General features: G+C 66.2%; 12 protein-coding genes, 2 tRNA genes and 1 pseudogene. 8 read left to right on the top strand and 7 right to left on the bottom strand.

What is annotated here, in order from left to right; all coding sequences use genetic code 11:
* Window positions 1-477 (top strand): OsmC family protein, encoded by a 477-nt coding sequence (locus tag AC1RNC_RS00640; RefSeq protein ID WP_492882837.1) that lies wholly within the window; start codon window positions 1-3, stop codon window positions 475-477.
* 61 nt (window positions 478-538) lie between these two features.
* Here the strand turns inward: AC1RNC_RS00640 and AC1RNC_RS00635 are convergent.
* A pseudogene (locus tag AC1RNC_RS00635) lies at window positions 539-735 on the bottom strand (CsbD family protein).
* Window positions 736-811: 76 nt separating this feature from the next.
* Window positions 812-1,660, bottom strand: coding sequence for a trypsin-like serine peptidase (locus tag AC1RNC_RS00630; protein ID WP_492835594.1), 849 nt, complete (start codon window positions 1,658-1,660; stop codon window positions 812-814).
* A gap of 132 nt (window positions 1,661-1,792) precedes the next feature.
* Between AC1RNC_RS00630 and AC1RNC_RS00625 the strand changes: the two genes are divergently transcribed.
* The 3 genes from AC1RNC_RS00625 to AC1RNC_RS00615 all read left to right on the top strand — a co-directional run bounded on the left by AC1RNC_RS00625 (window position 1,793) and on the right by AC1RNC_RS00615 (window position 6,403).
* Entirely contained in the window at window positions 1,793-3,979 is a 2,187-nt protein-coding gene (locus AC1RNC_RS00625; protein WP_492882836.1) for a S9 family peptidase, read from the top strand.
* The gene (locus AC1RNC_RS00620) at window positions 3,976-4,530 is read left to right on the top strand and encodes a GNAT family N-acetyltransferase (RefSeq protein WP_492882834.1); all 555 of its coding nucleotides are present in this window, start codon (window positions 3,976-3,978) and stop codon (window positions 4,528-4,530) included. The genes AC1RNC_RS00625 and AC1RNC_RS00620 overlap by 4 nt, the downstream gene beginning before the upstream one ends.
* An 85-nt stretch (window positions 4,531-4,615) precedes the next feature.
* Window positions 4,616-6,403, top strand: coding sequence for an ATP-binding protein (locus AC1RNC_RS00615; protein WP_492882832.1), 1,788 nt, complete (start codon window positions 4,616-4,618; stop codon window positions 6,401-6,403).
* 75 nt (window positions 6,404-6,478) lie between these two features.
* Here the strand turns inward: AC1RNC_RS00615 and AC1RNC_RS00610 are convergent, their stop codons facing one another.
* Together AC1RNC_RS00610 and AC1RNC_RS00605 are read right to left on the bottom strand one after the other, a co-directional pair.
* Window positions 6,479-6,907: a Ros/MucR family transcriptional regulator gene (locus tag AC1RNC_RS00610; protein WP_125156069.1), complete on the bottom strand. Its 429-nt coding sequence runs from the start codon at window positions 6,905-6,907 to the stop codon at window positions 6,479-6,481.
* Window positions 6,908-7,442: 535 nt separating this feature from the next.
* A tRNA-Gln gene (locus tag AC1RNC_RS00605) sits at window positions 7,443-7,516 on the bottom strand.
* 165 nt (window positions 7,517-7,681) lie between these two features.
* Between AC1RNC_RS00605 and AC1RNC_RS00600 the strand changes: the two genes are divergently transcribed.
* Together AC1RNC_RS00600 and sppA are read left to right on the top strand one after the other, a co-directional pair.
* A tRNA-Pro gene (locus tag AC1RNC_RS00600) sits at window positions 7,682-7,758 on the top strand.
* Between the two features lie 174 nt (window positions 7,759-7,932).
* Window positions 7,933-9,717 (top strand): signal peptide peptidase SppA, encoded by a 1,785-nt coding sequence (gene sppA / locus AC1RNC_RS00595; RefSeq protein ID WP_492882829.1) that lies wholly within the window; start codon window positions 7,933-7,935, stop codon window positions 9,715-9,717.
* A 359-nt stretch (window positions 9,718-10,076) separates the two neighbouring features.
* Here sppA and AC1RNC_RS00590 read toward each other — a convergent pair whose 3' ends face one another.
* Window positions 10,077-13,058: a TonB-dependent receptor gene (locus AC1RNC_RS00590; protein WP_492882827.1), complete on the bottom strand. Its 2,982-nt coding sequence runs from the start codon at window positions 13,056-13,058 to the stop codon at window positions 10,077-10,079.
* A gap of 651 nt (window positions 13,059-13,709) precedes the next feature.
* Here AC1RNC_RS00590 and AC1RNC_RS00585 point away from each other — a divergent pair.
* Complete coding sequence (locus AC1RNC_RS00585; RefSeq protein WP_492884355.1) at window positions 13,710-14,117, top strand: TIGR01244 family sulfur transferase; 408 nt, start codon at window positions 13,710-13,712, stop codon at window positions 14,115-14,117.
* Window positions 14,118-14,123: 6 nt separating this feature from the next.
* On the opposite strand, the gene AC1RNC_RS00580 is transcribed toward AC1RNC_RS00585, so the two are convergent.
* Window positions 14,124-14,270 (bottom strand): hypothetical protein, encoded by a 147-nt coding sequence (locus AC1RNC_RS00580; RefSeq protein ID WP_492835608.1) that lies wholly within the window; start codon window positions 14,268-14,270, stop codon window positions 14,124-14,126.
* Window positions 14,271-14,344: 74 nt separating this feature from the next.
* Here AC1RNC_RS00580 and AC1RNC_RS00575 point away from each other — a divergent pair, with 74 nt between their 5' ends.
* A complete protein-coding gene (locus tag AC1RNC_RS00575) occupies window positions 14,345-15,238 on the top strand; it encodes an MBL fold metallo-hydrolase (protein WP_492882825.1) in 894 nt (297 codons plus the stop codon).
* Window positions 15,239-15,292: 54 nt separating this feature from the next.
* Here AC1RNC_RS00575 and AC1RNC_RS00570 read toward each other — a convergent pair whose 3' ends face one another.
* Entirely contained in the window at window positions 15,293-18,247 is a 2,955-nt protein-coding gene (locus AC1RNC_RS00570; RefSeq protein ID WP_492882823.1) for a long-chain-fatty-acid--CoA ligase, read from the bottom strand.
* Between the last annotated feature and the right edge of the window lie 53 nt (window positions 18,248-18,300).

Below are 18,300 nucleotides of genomic sequence, written 5' to 3'. Positions count from 1 at the left end.
ATGGCCAAGCAACACGACTATACCAGCCTGATCGAATGGACCGGCGACCGGGGCCAGGGCACGCGCACCTATCGTGGCTACGATCGCACCTGGACCATCATCACGCCCGGCAAGCCGCCCGTCCCCTGTTCCAACGATCCGCTGCTGGGCGGCGACCCGACGCTGCACAATCCCGAAGACCTGCTGCTGTCCTCGCTGAGCGCCTGCCACATGCTGTGGTACCTGCACCTGGCCTCGGTCGCCGGGATCGTGGTGCGCGGCTACCGGGACCAGCCGATCGGCGTCGGCGAAAGCACGCCCGACGGCGCCGGCCGCTTCCTGAGCGCGACGCTGAAGCCCCATATCCGGGTCGAGCGCGGCGCGGATCTCGCCAAGGCCGACGCCATCCACCATGAGATTCACAAGGTCTGCTTCATCGCCAGATCGGTGAACTTCCCGGTGGCCTATGCCGCGACCTACGAGGAAGCGGCCGCCTGACAGGGGGCGCAGCCCAAACGCAAAGCGGCCGCCGGATCGCTCCGGCGGCCGCTTCGGTCAGTCATGGGCGGGTGGTCACTTCCTGATGGCGTCGCCGATCTTGTCCTGAACCTGGCCGACCTTGTTCTGCACGTCGCCCTTGGCCTTTTGGGCCATGCCTTCGGCTTCGAGGCGTTCGTTGCCGGTGGCCTTGCCAGCGGCTTCCTTGACGGCGCCCACGCCCTTGTCGATAGCGCCTTCGACACGATTGGTGCTCATGGCTTTACTCCTGCGTTGCTGGTGTTGCGTTGCAGAAGAAACGGGTCGGGCGCGGGTCTAGTTCCGCCCCAGACGCTTAGTGCGAAGCCCCCATCGCATTGGCCGAGATCGCCACCGCCGCGACCGCGCCAGGGATGGCCGGCTCGGGCTTGGTCAGCCGGGCCTGGGTGACCGGCGAGCCGGGAACCTTGTCCAGCAGGGCCAGGGTCTCGCGGATGAACTTGGCGTGGGTGACGATGCCGATCTCGAGACGCTCGCCCGAAAGCTCGACCTGCTGGGTCAGGAGGCCGGCCACGAACTGGACTTCCTGGCTTTCGCTGGCGCCCGGCCGGCGACGCGCGCCCTCGGCCATGAACACCGGCCCGCCCGAATTGCCGGGGAACACCGAGAAGTCCATCAGGAAGGTCGGGAAGTTGGCGGCCGGCGCCAGCGGGTACGACGCCACCCGGCCCGAGCGCAGGATCGGGAAGCCGGCCGGATTGGCGGAGAGACCGCGCGGGAAGCCCAGCGCCATCATCTCGTCGCCGGGGCCGAGGTTGAACTTGTTGAAGGTGTCGTCCTGGGCCAGGTAGTTGATCGGGATAGCGGCCTTGACGAACTCGGGCGGCGCCTCGACCACCATGACCGCGATGTCGCGGGTCGGGTGCTTGACCCACAGCGGGTGGTCGCCGTCGCGGATCTTCAGGGTCTCGGGATCGAAGCGCCAGACGCCGTCGCCGCCTTCGATGCGGTAGCCGATCTTGGCCGAGACGGAAGGCATCTTGTCGAACACGTGGGCGGCGGTGACCAGGATGGTCCGCGGCTTGCCGTCCGGGGTCGGGTCGGAGATCAGAAAGCCGGTGCCGACCGTCCGCGTACCGTCACCCAGCGGCTGCTCAATCTGAACCGTCGCCTTGATCAGGTCGACGGAGAGATCCCAGGCCATATCGCCCCCTTGGTTACGCTTAACTCGACTACTCGCCCGACTACCGAGTGAGTTTGACCACAGGATTCTCGCGCCGCAAGTTGTCGTTCTGCCGCAGTCGCGCGTTAGAGCCTGTTGGGGAAAATTCTGGCCATGAACCGGCGACAGATGATGACGAGCGCGGCCGCGACGCTTACGTCATCCCCCACAGTCCTCCCTGGAATAGCTTTCGGATCCGCCATGTCCTCAGACGCAGCCCGCCCCGTTCCCCCGGTCGCGCGCAAGATCCCCAAGACGATCGAGCAGCTGGGGCGCACCCGCGTCGACGACTATGCCTGGATGAAGGACGACAACTGGCAGAAGGTTCTGCGCGACCCGGCCCTGATCAAGGCCGACGTCAAGGCGCACCTGACCGAGGAGAACGCCTACGCCAAGGCCATGCTCGCCTCGACCGAGGCGCTGCAGACGGCGATGTTCGAGGAGATGAAGGGCCGCATCAAGGAGGACGACGCCAGCGTTCCCGCCAAGGATGGCCCGTTCGAGTACTACACCCGCTTCGAGAAGGGCGCGCAGCACCCGATCCACGCTCGCAAGGCAGCTGGCGGCGGCGCCGAGGAGATCCTGCTCGACGAAGAGACCGAGTCGAAGGGCAAGGCCTTCTACCAGGTCGGCGCGGCCAGCCATTCGCCGGACCACAAGCTCTACGCCTTCGCCGTCGACGAGCAGGGTTCGGAGGTCTACCGCGTCCATGTGAAGGACCTGGCGACCGGCGAGGTCCTGGAAAGTCCCGTCGAGAGCACCACCGGCGACTTCTGTTTCTCGCCCGACAGCCAGTGGCTGTACTGGACGTTCCGGGACGACAACGGCCGGCCGGCCAAGATCTATCGTCGCCCGGCCAGGGGAGCGGCCCAGGACGACGTGCTGATCTATGATGAGCCCGACGAAGGGTTCTTCATCGGCGTCGGCGTCACCAGTTCCGAGAAATATGTCGTCATCTCCTGCGGCAACCAGGAGACCAGCGAGAACCTGCTGATCCCCGCCGCGACGCCCACCGCGACGCCGGTCGTCTTCCACCCGCGCGAGGTCGGCGTCCGCTACGAGGTCGAGCACTGGAACGACCACTGGGTGATCCGCACCAACGCCGACGGCGCCGTCGACTGGAAGCTGGTCACGGCGCCGGAAAACGCCACCGGCAAGGCGAACTGGAAGGACTGGATCGCCCACCAGCCGGGCCGCCTGATCTCCGGGACCATGGCCTTCAAGGCCTGGTTCGTGCGGCTGGAGAAGGTCGACGCGCTGAACCAGGTCGTGGTCACCGCCGTGAACGGTGACGAGCACACCATCGGCTTCGACGAGGCGGCCTACGCGCTCAGCCTGGAAGGCGGCTACGAGTACGAAACCGCGAGCCTGCGCTTCGTCTACAACTCGATGACCACGCCCCGGCAATGGTTCGACTACGACATGGCCTCGCGCCAGCGCACCCTGCGCAAGACCCAGGAAATCCCCTCCGGCCACGACCCGGCCCAGTACGAGACCCGCCGCCTGAACGCCAAGGCCAGCGACGGGACCGACGTGCCGGTGTTCATCCTGATGAAGAAGGGAACCCCGCTGGACGGCTCGGCCCCGCTGCTGCTGTACGGCTACGGCAGCTACGGCATCGCCATGGAGCCCAGCTTCTCGATCCGGAACCTCAGCCTTGTCGACCGCGGCTGGATCTGGGCCACGGCCTGCCCGCGCGGCGGCTCGGAAAAGGGCTGGGGCTGGTTCCTGGACGGCAAGAAGTTCAAGAAGAAGAACACCTTCACCGACTTCATCGCCTGCGCCGAGCACCTGCACGCGGCCGGCTACGGCAAGCCGGCCAACACCGTCGCCTACGGCGGCTCGGCCGGCGGCCTGCTGATGGGCGCCATCACCAACATGCGCCCGGACCTGTTCGCCGGGATCATCGCCGCCGTGCCGTTCGTCGACGTGGTCAACACCATGAGCGACACGTCCCTGCCCCTGACCCCGCCGGAATGGCCCGAGTGGGGCAATCCGCTGGAGGACAAGGAGGCCTACGACTACATCGCCAGCTACTCGCCGTACGACAACGTCTCGGCCAAGCCCTATCCGGCCGTCCTGGCCACCGGCGGCCTCTCCGACCCGCGCGTCACCTACTGGGAGCCCGAGAAGTGGGTCGCCAAGCTCCGCGACTTCACGACCAGCAGCAATCCCGTTCTGCTGAAAATCAATATGGACGCCGGCCACGGCGGGGCCTCGGGACGCTTCGATTTCCTCAAGGAGATCGCGCTCGACTACGCCTTCGCCGTCTGGGCGGTGGAAAAGGGCTGGTCGAAATGAGTTCCGTCGTTATCCGCGCTTCCGTCGACGCAGACTTGCCCGCCATCACCGAGATCTACGCCTGGAACGTCTTGAACGGGCTAGGCACGTTCGAAGAGGTTCCGCCGGACCAGGCCGAGATGACCCGCCGCCGCGCGAACTTCCTGGATCGCGGCCTGCCCTATCTGGTCGCCGAGCTGGACGGCGAGGTCGTCGGCTATTGCTACGCCGGCCCGTTCCGCCTGCGCGCGGCCTATCGCTACACGGTCGAGGACAGCGTCTATGTCTCGCCCAAGGCGGTCGGCAAGGGCGTCGGCCGGGCGCTGCTGGAGGCGTTGATCCTCCGTTGCGAAGCCTTGGGTCTGCGGCAAATGTGCGCGGTGATCGGCGACAGCGGCAACACGGCCTCGATCGGCCTGCATGCGGCGCTTGGCTTTGAAAAGAAAGGTGTTTTCCCGAGCATGGGCCACAAGTTCGGCCGCTGGGTCGACCTGGTGTGGATGCAGCGCCCTCTCAACGGCGGCGGCGAGACTCCGCCGGACGCGCCCGGCATGGCCCTCAGCGGCGTGTAATTGTAAAATATTGTTACGCCAGAACGAAGTTTAACCAGTCCCCCCATAGCTTTCCCGCCTGGGAAGGTTCGGGAGAACTTCTGAGATGGACGAAAAGCGGCGGACGACGACCGCGCTGATGCGGGCTTACGTGCCAATCGTACGCGGCTACCTGATCGCGGCGGCCGTTTACTATGCTTTGATCAGCCTATCCCACCCCTTCTACGAGAAGGGCGGCGAGCTTCTGGTGCTGGAAGGCCTGGCCGTAAGCTCCGCGCTCTATGCCTTGTGGAGTTGGGTCGCCCTTAGCCGCGGCAGGATCATGGGCCTGTCGCTGGAAGCCGTCAGCTTGGGCATGAACGCCCTGTTCCTGGCCAACACCCTGGCCTACCAGACCCTGCATTTCGAAGCCCAGAAGCTGGTCTATTTCGTGTTGATGGCCCTGGTTTTCGCCACCTCGGCCCCCAGCCGCCGCGTGGCGCTGATCAGCGTGGCCGCCGCCATCGCCAGCCTGACCTGGATGATCCGCCACGCCTCGAAGGAGATGATAGACCAATTCATCTTCGTCGGCCTGGCCGGCGCCTTCTCGGCGGTCGGCATGTCGACCCTGATGCGTGGCGTCGTCCGCCGTGAAGTACGCGCGCGTCTGGCCAGCGAGACTCTGAACGCCGAGCTGCAGCGCGAGCTGATCGAGAACCGCCGCCTGAAGACCGAGGCCCAGGCGCTGGCCTTGGCCGCCGAGACCGCCAACCGCGCCAAGACCGAATTCCTGGCCACCATGAGCCACGAGATCCGCACCCCGTTGAACGGCGTGCTGGGCATGGCCCAGATCATGGGGACCGGCGACCTCTCGCCCGACCAGCGTCAGCGCCTGGAAACCATCGCCGCCTCCGGCCAGTCGCTGCTGGGCGTGATCAACGCCATTCTCGACATCTCCAAGATCGAGGCCGGCAAGATGGACATCCTGCCCGCCCCGTTCGACCTCTGCGCCCAACTCAATACGCTGCGCCAGCTCTATGGCGGCCTGGCGCGCGACAAGGACCTGGCGTTCAGCCTGGAGGTCGCGCCCGACGCCGGCGGCTGGCGACTGGGCGACGCCGAGCGCCTGCGCCAGGTGCTGTCGAACCTGATCTCCAACGCCGTGAAGTTCACCGAGGCCGGCGCGGTGCGGGTGATCGTCGAGGGCGACGCCACGACGCTGACCGCGCGCGTCATCGACACCGGTGTCGGCATCCCCGAGGACCAGCGCGAACGGCTGTTCACCAAGTTCGCCCAGCTGGACAGCTCCAGCACCCGCCAGGCCGGCGGCTCAGGCCTGGGCCTGGCGATCTGCAAGACCCTGATCGAGCTGATGGGCGGCGCGATCACCTTCTCGGCCCCGGCCGAGGGCGGCGCCTGCTTCACTGTTGTCCTGCCGATGGCCAAGACCGCGCCCGCTCCGGCCCTGAACATCGCCGCGCCCGAGCTCGAGGACAAGGCCAGCGCGCCGCGGATCCTGGTCGTCGATGACAACCAGACCAATCGCGCCGTGCTGCTGACCCTGCTGAGTCATCTGGGCGTCGACGGCCACTTCGCCGTTGACGGCCGCGACGCGGTGGCGATGTGGGAGAGGGACCGCTGGGACGCGATCCTGATGGACGTGCACATGCCGGTCATGGATGGGGTAGAGGCTAGCAGGGCCATCCGTGAGGGCGAGCGCCGGACAGGCCGGCCTCGCACCCCGATCATCGCCGTGACCGCCAGCGTGCTGACCCATGAGCGGACGCTCTATGCCGACGCCGGCATGGACGCCATGGTGCCCAAACCCGTCGAGGTTCCGCGCCTGGTCGAGGCCCTGGCCCAGGCGCTGTCGATCACGGAGGTCGATGAGACCGAGGGACGCGGCGCCGCCTGAGCCCGCCAAAGGGCGGATACGAAAAAGGGGACGCTCGCCGGCGTCCCCTTCGTCGTTCTAAAGGCTGGTGAGCGATCAGCCCTTGCGCGAGCGCGTAGCCTTGCCCTTGCGGCCGCCCTGGCCCAGGCCAAGGGCCTTGGCCATCGCCGAACGGGCTTCGCTATAGGCGGGCGCCGTGGTCGGATAGTCGTTCGGCAGACCCCACTTGGCCTTGTACTCGGCCACGGTCATACCGTGGGTCGTGAGGTGGCGTTTCAGAGTCTTGTAGGGCTTGCCGTCTTCGAAGCTGATCAGAGCTTCCGGCGTAATGCTCTTACGGATCTGGGCTGGCGTCGCCTTGGTCACGGCCTCGACCGTGGGCGCCGGCGGCGCGCCAATACCGGCCAGAGCGTCGTGCGTAGCGCGGATCAACGCAGGAAGTTCCGAAACCGGCGTAACGTTATTGGCCACATAGTTGGCCACGATTTCGGCGGTGAGCTCGATTAAGGTCGCTTTATCTTCCACGATCACAACTCCATTCCCCTTTGATCCGCAATTACACGGTCGCCTGAGAAAGACAAGTAGTTTACCCACGATTTGTCAGCCAATTCGTGAAGTACCGTAACAATTGACTGTCGTTGAGCGCGCTCAGCAGCGCTAATTTTCGCCAACTATAACGATGACAACGCTGTTATCAGGCATCGATTCGGCAACTAAACCCCAACGTGCGCCCATCTATCTCGCAACTGCGAACTCGACTTTGATGAGTTCTGACACCCCATGGGCCAATACCGCGACGTGCGCGTGCTCAACGCTCGAAGCGGCGCCGATTGCCCCTCGTCGCCCAGGAATAGGCTTTCGCCGACAAGATCATTGCGCGGCTGGACTTGCCAATCGATTGTATCCGCGCCGCGCTTGACCTTTTGGGACCTCGGCGACGAGACCGCGGTATCGCGAACTTCGGAGAACCGCCACGCGGGCGCGGAAACGACCGCCGCGCTGATCAAGAGCGGAACGCGCCCAAGGGCTGAAGATCAGCCTGACTATTGATGGAAAGAAGTGGCTGGGGAACTAGGACTCGAACCTAGAATGACGGTACCAAAAACCGCAGTGTTACCATTACACCATTCCCCAGCAGGAACGGCGAAACCCCTCAGGGCTCGGCGAGGCGGTGGAAATAGCTCACGACTCGGATGGATGCAACATCCCATTTCAGAACTTTTTTCGGGCTGTCACACGAACCTCGAAAAAGGCGCTTGCGCCCTCCGAAACCGCCCCCTATAAGGCCGGCCTCCAAGTCGGAGTGTGGCTCAGTCTGGTAGAGCACTGCGTTCGGGACGCAGGGGTCGCAGGTTCAAATCCTGCCACTCCGACCATTTCCTCCCCGCCAACCAGAGGCGGGAAAACATCTCAAAATTCATAAGTTTAGGCGTCGCGAAAGCGGCGCCTGACTTGCGACTCGCCAGAACTTGGGCGCGTTGCGCGCTGTTCATTTGGTCGCAACCCGAACAGCGGTTAGCTTGTCGCCGGTTTCGCTCACAGGACCTCCGATGAAGCAGTTCTTCCTGACCGTCGCCGGCGTCTTCGTCGGCCTTCTGCTGTTCGTGGTCGGCGTCCCCTTTCTGCTCATCGTGATGGCCGCCGGCGCGGCGCGGCCCGCGCCCGTTCCCACCCACACCGTGCTGCAGTTGGACCTGCGGGGCGGCCTGTCGGACCAGGCGCCTCAGAGCCCCTTCGCCGCGTTCGGCGGCGGCGGGAGTTCGGTGATGTCGATCATCGAGACGCTGCGGCGCGCCGAGAAGGACGACAAGGTCCAGGCCGTTCTGGTGCGCCTGCCCGAGGGCGGCATGGCCCCGGCCGCGGCCGACGAGCTGCGCCTGGCGTTCAAGCACTTCCGCGAGACCGGCAAGAAGCCGATCTACGCCCACAGCCAGGGGCTCTATCCGTCCGGCATGGTCACCTCGACCTACATGCTGGGCGCGGCCTCCAGCGAGCTCTGGATGCAGCCCGATTCGAGCTTCCAGGCGGTCGGCGTTTCGTCGGAGGCGATGTTCTTCAAGCGCTTCTTCGACAAGTACGGCGTCAAGGCCGAGTATGAGCAGCGCTACGAGTACAAGAACGCGGTCAATCCCTACCTCTACAGCGACTACACGCCGGCCCACCGGGAATCGACGCTGTCGTGGATGGGCTCGGTCTATCGCACGGCCCTGACCAGCGCGGCGATCGACCGCAAGCGCGATCCGGTCGCCCTGACCAGGACCCTCGAGGCGGGCCCGTACAGCGCCCAGGAAGCGCAAGGCAAGGGCCTGATCGACAAGGTCGGCCAGGTCAGCGACATCCAGGCCTTCGCCCTCGACAAGGCCGGCAAGGGGGCCAAGCTGGTCGACTTCGACGACTACGCCGCCCGTTCCAAGCCGCCGACCGTCAAGACGGGCCCGGCTATCGCCGTGATCGGGGCCGAGGGCGCGATCGTCACGGGCTCCGACGGCGGCGGCTCGCCGTTCAGCGGCGACGGCAACGTCTATTCCGACAACGTGGCCCAGGCCTTCAAGACGGCGATCGATGACAAGGACGTCAAGGCGATCGTGTTCCGCGTTTCCTCGCCAGGGGGTTCGGACACCGCCTCGGAGCAGATCCTGGCCTCCGTGAGGGCCGCCAAGGCGGCCGGCAAGCCGGTGGTGATCAGCATGGGGACCTATGCGGCCTCGGGCGGCTACTGGATCTCCAGCCAGGCCAATTCGATCGTCGCCCAGCCCTCGACCCTGACCGGCTCGATCGGCGTCTATGGCGGCAAGTTCGCCGTGGGCGACGCCCTGGCCCGCTTCGGCGTCGACACCAAGCCCCTGCATGTCGGCGGCGACTATTCGCAGGCCTTCGGCGCGGGCGAGGGCTTCACGCCCGAACAGCGCGCCAAGTTCTCCGGCTGGATGGACCGCATCTATGCCGGCTTCGTCGCCCGCGTGGCCGAGGGCCGTCACCTGCCGCCCGAGCGCGTGCGCGAGATCGCCAAGGGCCGCGTCTGGACTGGCGAGCAGGCCAAGCAGCTGGGCCTGGTCGACGAGCTGGGCGGCTTCTACGACGCGGTCGACAAGGCCAAGGCCCTGGCCAAGCTGAAGGACGATGTGCGCCTCAAGCGCATGGATGGCGGCAAGTCGCCGTTCGAGGCCTTCGAGCGCTTCCTGGGCGTCAGCGAGACCTCGGCCAAGACCCTGGCGGCCGCCGCGTGGGTGCTGGGCGATCCGCGCTCCCAGGCGATCCTGGACGAGATGGCCAAGGCGCGCCTGCGGGCCGCGCCGGGCGGGGCGTCAGTGCTGGCGGACACGCCAATCCGGTAAGGCGACCGTCGCATCCGTCAGAGACGACGAGAGCCCCGACGCCGCCAGCGTCGGGGCTTTCTGTTTGTGCGCCGTCCCTAGCGCCGTCAGTCCCGCACAGCCCCCCTGGTTCAGCCGGCATGAGGCCGTGGATAGGCGGGCCTGGCCGGCCACAGCCCTACCCTTGCGGCAGACATGGGCTTCCCACCACAGGGGCGGGCATGGCGTGAGATCTGAGCGCGGAGCCACGATAGCCCCCCGCCTCCCCCAGACACAGCAAAGCCGCTGACCTTGCAGTCAGCGGCTTGCAGCAAGGCCCAAAAGAAAGACGCCGGTGCTTGCGCACCGGCGTCCAACTTTAGAGCGGACTACTGGTTCGATTAGAACGAGTAGCGGGCGCCGAGGTAGAAGCGGCGGGGTTCAACCCAGCCGTTGGCGACCTTGAAGTTGTACACGCCGTCGCCGTTGATCAGCTTTTGCACGCTGTTGGCCGACTGCTTGTTCAGGATGTTGAAGGCGTCGAGGAAGAACTCGACCTTGCCACCCAAACCCGGCACTTCGTGCTCGTACTTCAGGCGCATGTCGAAGGTGTAGTACGACGGGTTCTTCTCGCTGCCGACCTTGCCCGCTTGCGGGTAGGTCGTATAGACGCCGCCGTAGTAGTACGCCGGATCGGTCGGAGCGAAGTAACGGTTCGCAACCGGAGCGGCCGGCGTGAACAGCGAACCGCTGTTCCAGTTGAACACGCTCGAGATTTGCAGACCGAACGGGGTGTCGTAGGCGCCGTAGGCCTTGAACTGGTGCTTGATGTTACCAGCTTGCGGGCCCCACATGTTCGGCGCACGCGGGTCGACGGAGATAATGTCGCCCTGGTAGTCGGCGTTGCCGTCCGAGTTCGTGTTACCCTTAGCCCAGTTCCGGGTGTAGGACATCTGGCCGAACCAGTTGGTGGTCTTGAACTTCGTGACCGTCAGTTCGAAGCCCGTGTACTCACGCTTGCCGCCGGCCAGGGTGCCCAGGACGTAGTTCGCGTTCGGCTTCGACGAGAAGCCGAAGTACGAGTACGGCAGGTAGAACAGAGTGCCCGGCGAGGCCACGCCGTCCGGACCGCAGACCGCGACCGTACAGGTCGGATCCGAGTACACGGCCAGATCGTAGTCTTCGAAGATGTCCCTGGTGACGCGGCGCGTCAGCGAGGTCGAGACGTTGATCGAGGAGCCGATCGTGGTCGAGCCGCCGATCATGTACTCGTCGGTGAACGGGGTCTTGGTGTTCGGGCCGAACACCGAGTCTGGCGTCACGGCGCCGCCGCGGGTGCGGAAGGTCAGCCATTGGTTGCCGAGGTAGACCTGCTCTTCCGTGACCGGACCGGTCAGGTTACCGGCGAAGTTGGCCATGTCCGAACGGATCGGGTCATAGTAGCGGCCATAGAACGCATAGATCTTGCTGCGGCCGTTGCCGGCGACGTCGTAGACGATGTTGACGCGCGGAGCCAGCTTCCAGTCGAACGTGAACAGCTTTTCGCCAGCCGAGCTGAAGTGGCTCCACTTTTCGCTACGAACGCCAGCGGCGACCGTCAGCTGGTTCCAGGTCCAGGTGTCCTGCAGGTAAGCCGTCTCGCCTTCGCTCTTGATCGAGTAAGGAGCGTCGATCGTGCGCAGGGCGCGGTAGGCGTTCACGTTGCCGTAGGGGTTACCCGCCGTCGACGTGAAGGTGTAGGCGCTGACTTCGGTCGGCGCGATCGTGCCGTCGCCATTGGTGTCCAGCAGGCCGCGGAAATAGGCGGCGTTCGGGCTGGCGTTGGCCGCGGTGATGATGCGAGCGCGGTCATCGTTCTGGAACGGACGCGCCGTCCACAGCGAGCTGGAGACGAAGTCGTTGAACGTCGTGCCCGCGAAGGCCGCGGCGATTGACTGATACTGGGCGTTGCCCGGGATCGTCGCGTTGCTCTTGTAGATGTGCTTCGACGTCGTGTAGCCGCCCTTGAAGGTGTGGCTGCCGAAGGCGGTGTCCAGGTAGTACTCGAGCTTCACGCCATACTCTTCGGCGTTGCGGTGCGACTCCGAGTTGGTGCCGGCGCCGCCGAGCTGACGCTGCTCGATAGTCGCGCCCGACCCGCGGAAGATGAGGTTGTCACGAACGGTCTGGTCGGCCGCCTGCGTGGTCAGCTCAGCCTTGTGGTTGTAGTAGTAAGCATTGATCGACAGGTCGTTCCACGTGTGGGTGTAGTCGATCTTGTAGTTGTCGCCACCTTGCTTGGTGGTGTTGTCGCGCCGGTTGATAACCGTGGCGCTGGGCGAACCGTCGCGGAAGTACGGGTCGTTGAAGAAGGTGCCGGTCAGGCGATCGTTGTCGGTGATCTGCCAGGTGGCCTTGAAGAAGGCGTACTTTTCGTCTCTCGTGACACTGCGGCGGACCTCACCCGTGGTCGGGTTCAGCACTTCGTCCGAACGGTGCTTCTTCTGATACGAGCCGAAGACCCACAGCTTGTCCTTGACGATCGGACCGCCGAGGGTGAACGCGGTATCGTAGGTCTTGAAGCCGCCCGAGGTCGAGTGCTTGTCCTTGGCGACCAGGCTGTCGTTCTGCAGGTAGTAGTTGACCGAGCCGTGCCACTCGTTCGAGCCCGACTTGGTGACGACGCGCGAGATCAGGCCCGAACCGCCTTCGTATTCAGCGGGGACGCCGCCGACGATGACCTGCTGTTCCTGGATGATTTCCGAGTTGAAGTTCGAGCCGAACGTACCAGTGGCCGGGTCGGTCACGTTCACGCCGTCGATGTAGTAGATGTTGTCGCTCGAGGAGCCGATGGCGCCGCCGACGTCCGAATAGTTGACGCCCGAACGCGACGACGGGTTGCCGCCCGACGAGGGCTTCACGCCCGGAACCAGCTGCAGGTAGCTCTGATAGTTACGGCCGGTGGGGAGCGATTCCACCGTCTGCAGCGTCAGGGTGGTGGCGACGGTGGCTGAGGTCACGTCGACAGCGGCCAGCGAACGGCCGGTGATGACGACTTCTTCGATCGTGTTGCCTTGAGCGGCCAGGGCGTAACCGACCGAACGGTCCTGACCCGACACGACGGCGACGTTGCCGGTGCTGAACTCGTTGTAGCCCGCCGAGGTCACCGTGACGGTGTAGTTGGTCGAGGGGTCGAGACCGCTGACGCGAACCTTACCTTCGGCGTCGGTCACGCCCGTGCGCGGCTGGATGCTGTCCGGCGACTTCACCAGGACCGTGGCGCCCGCGAGGGGCTGGCCGTTCGGACCGGTCACCGTGACGCGCAGGGCGCCCGACGACGCTTGCGCCAGGGCGACCCCGGCGACGCAAACGCTCAACGCAATGCCGAGCGCGGCGCGGCTCACGCCCTTCGCGAGGCGCGCGCGTGCGCTACCTTTGTTGAATTCCATGCTTTTCAAATCCCCTCTGAGCGTGGCGCGGGCGGCAAGTCGGACAGAACCCCTCGAGAAACTTTGTCCGACCTGGAGCGGAAAAACCGCCAAACGGCGCCACGAGATCACTGGTGTCCCGGAAAACATTTCTCCGGTTGTGCGGACGTTAGGGGGGCGCGCCGCTGAGGGTCAATTGTCATTGCAAAATTGTAATTCACATCACGCCTCTCTGTCGCAAAATCGCCACAGGGTCGCCGCTTTTCCGGAGACCATTGCTCGTCCGGGATACCGAAGGCTCGGGAGACCGCGCAAAATCTTCGCCAGGCTTTTGTTTTATCGAGGTTATTCTGACCTCAAGGAACGCCGTTCAAGCCGTTATCGTTTCGAAGAAAATCCGGCGAGAAAATTACCGGCCATAATTGACAGACAGAAAATCATGCCCGGAACAACGCGGTTCGGCACAAATCTCTTTTGAGAGCGAGGCGAAGGGCGACATATTCTCTTCACAAATGCCACCCCGGCGCGCACCTTGACCGGCAGCGCTGACCATTGCCTAGGCGCCCGTCGCCCATGAAGATGCCGACGCGGCGGAGCACGCCGCGCGACATGAGCCCCAAAGAACCGATGAGTGAATTTCGACGCGTCACCGACTCCCTTTCGGTCAGCCCGCAGGTGACCGAGGCCGACATGGCCCGCGCCGCGGCCCAGGGATTCGTCCTGGTGATCAACAACCGCCCCGACGGCGAGGACCCCAGCCAGCCGTCGAGCGCGACGATCGAGGCGGCGGCGCGGGCGGCGGGGATGAACTATCTGCACGTGCCGGTGCGGGGCGGCCCGACCCAGGAACAGGTGGACGCCGTTCGCGCGGCCGTGGAAGGCGCCGGCGGACCGGTGCTGGCCTTCTGCCGCTCCGGCACGCGCTCCATCGTCACCTGGTCGATCGGCCGGGCGCAGGACGGCGAGGACCGCGAGACCCTGGTCAACCAGGGCCGTGAAGCGGGCTATGACCTGTCGGGCGTGTTGCCCGCTTAAGCCTGACTAGAAAGCGGCCGACTCGCGGGCCGCCATCGGCGTCGGTTCGGGGTGGCAGCTGGCCAGAACGAACTGCGCCATGATGATACACAGGATGGCGAAGGCCACGCGCTGGAGCCGTTTTGAGACAAAAATCGCCGCGTCCGCCGTCATGGCCGATCCCTCCAGGGTTACTGGAAGCTTAAAGCGCAAGACCGGCGCCGCCGCCGTGTCCCAGGAGCGAACCGATGATCCCCTTCGTCCGCGAGCTGGAATTCGAATACGGCCGCTGCGACCCGGTCTCGCCGCTGATCCGGCGGGTGATCGCCCGCAATCCCGGGCCGTTCACCTATACCGGCACCGGCGTCTACATCGTCGGACGGGGCGAGGTGGCGGTGATCGACCCCGGCCCAGATCTGGCAGAGCACTTCGACGCCCTCAAAGCCGCTCTGGCGGGCGAGCGGGTGACCCATGTGCTGGTCACCCATCACCACCTGGACCACTCTCCCCTCGCCCATCCTCTGGCCCGGGCGTTCGGCGCGAAGGTCTACGGCCTGCCCGCCCCCGCCGACCACGGCGAGGCGGCGTCCCCGGGACTCGAGGAAGGCGCCGACGGCCGGTTCAGGCCCGACGTCGCCCTGGCCGACGGCGACCTGCTTTCGGGCCCTGGCTGGACGCTGGAGGCCATCATGACGCCGGGCCACACGTCCAACCACGTCTGCTTCGCCCTGAAGGAAGAGAACGCCCTGTTCAGCGGCGATCACATCATGGGCTGGTCGACCACGGTGATCACCCCGCCCGACGGCGACATGGGCGACTACTTCGCCAGCCTGGAAAAGGTGAGATCGCGCGGATTCGAGATCCTGTGGCCCACTCACGGCGCGCCGGTCCGCGAGGTCAGCCCGTTCATCGACGCCTATGTCGCCCACCGCCGCGCCCGCGAGGCCCAGATCCTCGAGGCCCTGCGCGCGGGCTTCACGACCATCAAGGCGATGGTGCCCAGCCTCTACGCGACCGTGGACCCGAGGCTGCACCCGGCGGCGGCCCACTCGGTTTTCGCGCACATAATCCAGCTGGTCCGCGAGGGGCGGGTGACAACGCCGGGCGAGCCGGAGCTGGACGCGGAATATCGCCTGACTTGAAGGCTACCAGAAAATCCGATTTTCCCGGCAAAGGCCGGGGAGATCGGGATTTTTTCAGCCGCCCCGCACCGCGCTCATCAGCGCGCCGATCCGGGCGCAGTTGCGGCCTTGGTCCGGCCCCGCGTCGCGGCCGATCGAGCGCATGTCGAGGCGCGAGCCCCTGGCGTCCGGACGCACCCGCACCACCAGGTCGTCGGTCAGGCCGTACCAGAAGCTGCTGCCCGTGGCCTCCAGGCGGCCATCCATCGGATCGTCGGTGACCAGGGTCATGCCGGAGGCCAGGACGGCGGCCTTGACCGACTCGTAGACGTCGCCCGGCACCCGCTCGCTGACCAGCGGTCGGGCCGCCGGGCAGGTCTCGGCGTTGATCTCGGCCAGGCGGCGACCGGCATAGGCGGCCGAACCCACCGGCAGGCTGGGATCATCGACGACGATCTCCGCCGAGCCGCCGCGGGCGGCCATCGCCGCGTCGGAGAAGCCCAGCGGCGTCTTCCAGTCGGTGGCCACGTCATGGATCGGCGGCGACTGGCCGCCCAGCGCCTTGGCCGCGAACATCGCCCCGAAGGTGGCCGCCGTGATCACCAGGGCCAGCACCGCGCCCTTCCACAGGCGCGCGAAGCCGGCGCTCAGCGCGATGACCAGGCCGATCAGACCGGTGGCGACGCTGATGAAGGCCATGCGCGGCGCCCAGTCCAGGGTCATGGACGTATAGCCCAGCGGCAGGGGGATCATGCCCAGCTTGACGCCCAGGGCGCCGCCGGCGGCCAGGATGGCGGGGGCCAGGGCGATCAGCAGGGCCAGGTCCAGATACAGCGACGCCCAGCGGGGCGACTTGCCTGAGACCTTGTCCGTGGTCACGACCTTGTCGGTCTTCTTCTTGCCCTTGCCGCGCTTGCCCGGCGTGATCGGCATGGCGAACGGCAGGGCTTCGCCGGCGTCGGCGAGGACGGGCTTGGGCGCCTCCGCCTGATCCGGATCCCGCAGGCGCAGAGGCGGTTCCGGCGCGATCCCGACCCCGCCCGGCTCGGGCTCCCGCGTCACGATGTCGGCGACGGCCGTGGGCGCCGGCTCGGCGGGCTTTTCGACCGGGGCGGCGGCGGCGATGGCGGCGGCCTCGGCGATGATCGCGTCAGTCGCCGAGACCGGTTGGACTTCCGGCTCCGGCGTCGGGTCGGCGACGACCTCGGGCTCCGGCTCGGGCGCGCGCAGCGCCGCTTCGGCCTCGACCTCCTCCACGGGCTCGGGCGCATAGATCACCGCCGCGTGGCCGCCATCGGCGGCGGCCAGGGTCGGGGCCAGCGCGGGCTCCGGTTCAGGCGGCGGCGGAGACGGCGCGGGCGACGGCTGCACCGGGGTCTCCGGCAGCGTGTAGCCCTCGTCCTGCAGGCGCTTGCGGATCACCTTCTTGTCGATCTTGCCGGTCGCGCCCAGCGGGATGTCGTCGACGAACAGCACGTCGTCCGGCATCCACCACTTGGCGATCTTGCCCTGGAGGTAGTCGATGAACTCCGCCTTGGTGGCCGTCTCGCCCGGCTTCAGCTTGACCAGCAGCACCGGCCGCTCGTCCCACTTGGAATGCGGCATGCCGACCACCGCGGCCAGGGCGGCCTTGGGGTGGCCCACGGCGATGTTCTCGATCTCGATCGTGCTGATCCACTCGCCGCCGGACTTGACGACGTCCTTGGCGCGATCGGTGATCTGCATGAAGCCGTGCTCGTCGATCGTCGCGATGTCGCCGGTGTCGAAGAAGCCGTCCTCGTCCAGGATCTTGCCGCCGGCGCCCCGGAAGTACTCCGCGGCGATGATCGGGCCACGGATCTTCAGGTGGCCGAAGGCCTTGCCGTCGTGCGGCAGGATCTTGCCGTCGTCGTCGGTCAGGCACAGCTCCACGCCCAGCGGCGGCCGGCCCTGCTTCAGGCGGTAGGGCATCTGCTGGTCGTAGGGCAGCTTTTCCAGTTCGTCGGTCATCACCGACAGGGTCCCGACCGGCGAGGTCTCGGTCATGCCCCAGGCGTGGACGACCTCGACGTCGTAAGTCTCCTGGAAGGCGCGGATAATGGTCTCTGGGCAGGCCGCCCCGCCGATCACCACCTTCTTCAGCACCGGCAGCTTGGCGCCGGTGGCCTCCAGGTGCTGCAGCAGCATCTGCCAGACCGTCGGCACGGCGGCCGAGAAGGTCACGCCCTCGGTGTCCAGGAGCTCGAAGATCGAGGCGCCGTCCATCTTGGCGCCCGGCATCACGATCTTGGCCCCGGCGCCGGGGCCCGAGAACGCCACGCCCCAGGCGTTGGCGTGGAACATCGGCACCACCGGCAGGATCACGTCGCGCTGCGACACGCCCATCACATCGGGCTGCATGGTGATGAAGGTGTGCAGGAAGTTCGAACGGTGAGAGTACATCACCCCCTTGGGGTCGCCCGTCGTGCCCGAGGTGTAGCAGAGACCGGCCGCCGTACCCTCGTCGAAGCCGCCCCAGGCGCATTCGGCGCCATGCTGCTCCATCAGGTCTTCGTAGGCGATCAGGCCCTTGAAATGCGGCGCCTCGCCGGCCAGCGGGAAGTCGGCCGGCATGTGGCCGCGATCGGTGAACACCACCACGTGCTCGACATGCGGCAGCCGCGGCAGGATCGCGGCGATGATCGGCAGGAAGGTCAGGTCGGTGAAGATCAGCCGGTCGCCGGCGTGATCGGCGATCCAGGCGATCTGCTCGGGGAACAGGCGCGGGTTCAGGGTGTGGCAGACCGCCCCGATGCCCATGATGCCATACCAGGCTTCCATGTGGCGGCCGGTGTTCCAGGCCAGGGTGCCAACGCGGTCGCCGGGCTTGATCCCCAGGGCCAGCAGCGCGTTCGACACCCGCTTGGCGCGGTCGCGAATCTCGCGATAGGTCGTGCGCACGATCGGCCCCTCGACCGAACGGCTGACCACTTCACGCCCGCCGTGCCACTTGGCGGCGTGATCGATAATCTTGTCCAGGGTCAGGGCCCCGTGCTGCATCAATCCCTGCATCTGAACGCTACGCTCCCGGCCGCTTATCATTGTTCACGCAAGGCTATCGTTGT

This window comes from Caulobacter sp. GW822-FHT01G02 (assembly GCF_058802865.1).
Note: the sequence above shows the minus strand (reverse complement) of the source record. Positions and strands in the feature narration are given on the sequence as shown.

Coding starts and splice junctions, on each gene's coding strand:
- AC1RNC_RS00640 (WP_492882837.1), top strand. CDS start 1: ATGGCCAAGCAACACGACTATACCAGCCTGATCGAATGGACCGGCGAC.
- AC1RNC_RS00630 (WP_492835594.1), bottom strand. CDS start 1,660: ATGGCCTGGGATCTCTCCGTCGACCTGATCAAGGCGACGGTTCAGATT.
- AC1RNC_RS00625 (WP_492882836.1), top strand. CDS start 1,793: ATGAACCGGCGACAGATGATGACGAGCGCGGCCGCGACGCTTACGTCA.
- AC1RNC_RS00620 (WP_492882834.1), top strand. CDS start 3,976: ATGAGTTCCGTCGTTATCCGCGCTTCCGTCGACGCAGACTTGCCCGCC.
- AC1RNC_RS00615 (WP_492882832.1), top strand. CDS start 4,616: ATGGACGAAAAGCGGCGGACGACGACCGCGCTGATGCGGGCTTACGTG.
- sppA (WP_492882829.1), top strand. CDS start 7,933: ATGAAGCAGTTCTTCCTGACCGTCGCCGGCGTCTTCGTCGGCCTTCTG.
- AC1RNC_RS00585 (WP_492884355.1), top strand. CDS start 13,710: ATGAGTGAATTTCGACGCGTCACCGACTCCCTTTCGGTCAGCCCGCAG.
- AC1RNC_RS00580 (WP_492835608.1), bottom strand. CDS start 14,270: ATGACGGCGGACGCGGCGATTTTTGTCTCAAAACGGCTCCAGCGCGTG.
- AC1RNC_RS00575 (WP_492882825.1), top strand. CDS start 14,345: ATGATCCCCTTCGTCCGCGAGCTGGAATTCGAATACGGCCGCTGCGAC.
- AC1RNC_RS00570 (WP_492882823.1), bottom strand. CDS start 18,247: ATGCAGGGATTGATGCAGCACGGGGCCCTGACCCTGGACAAGATTATC.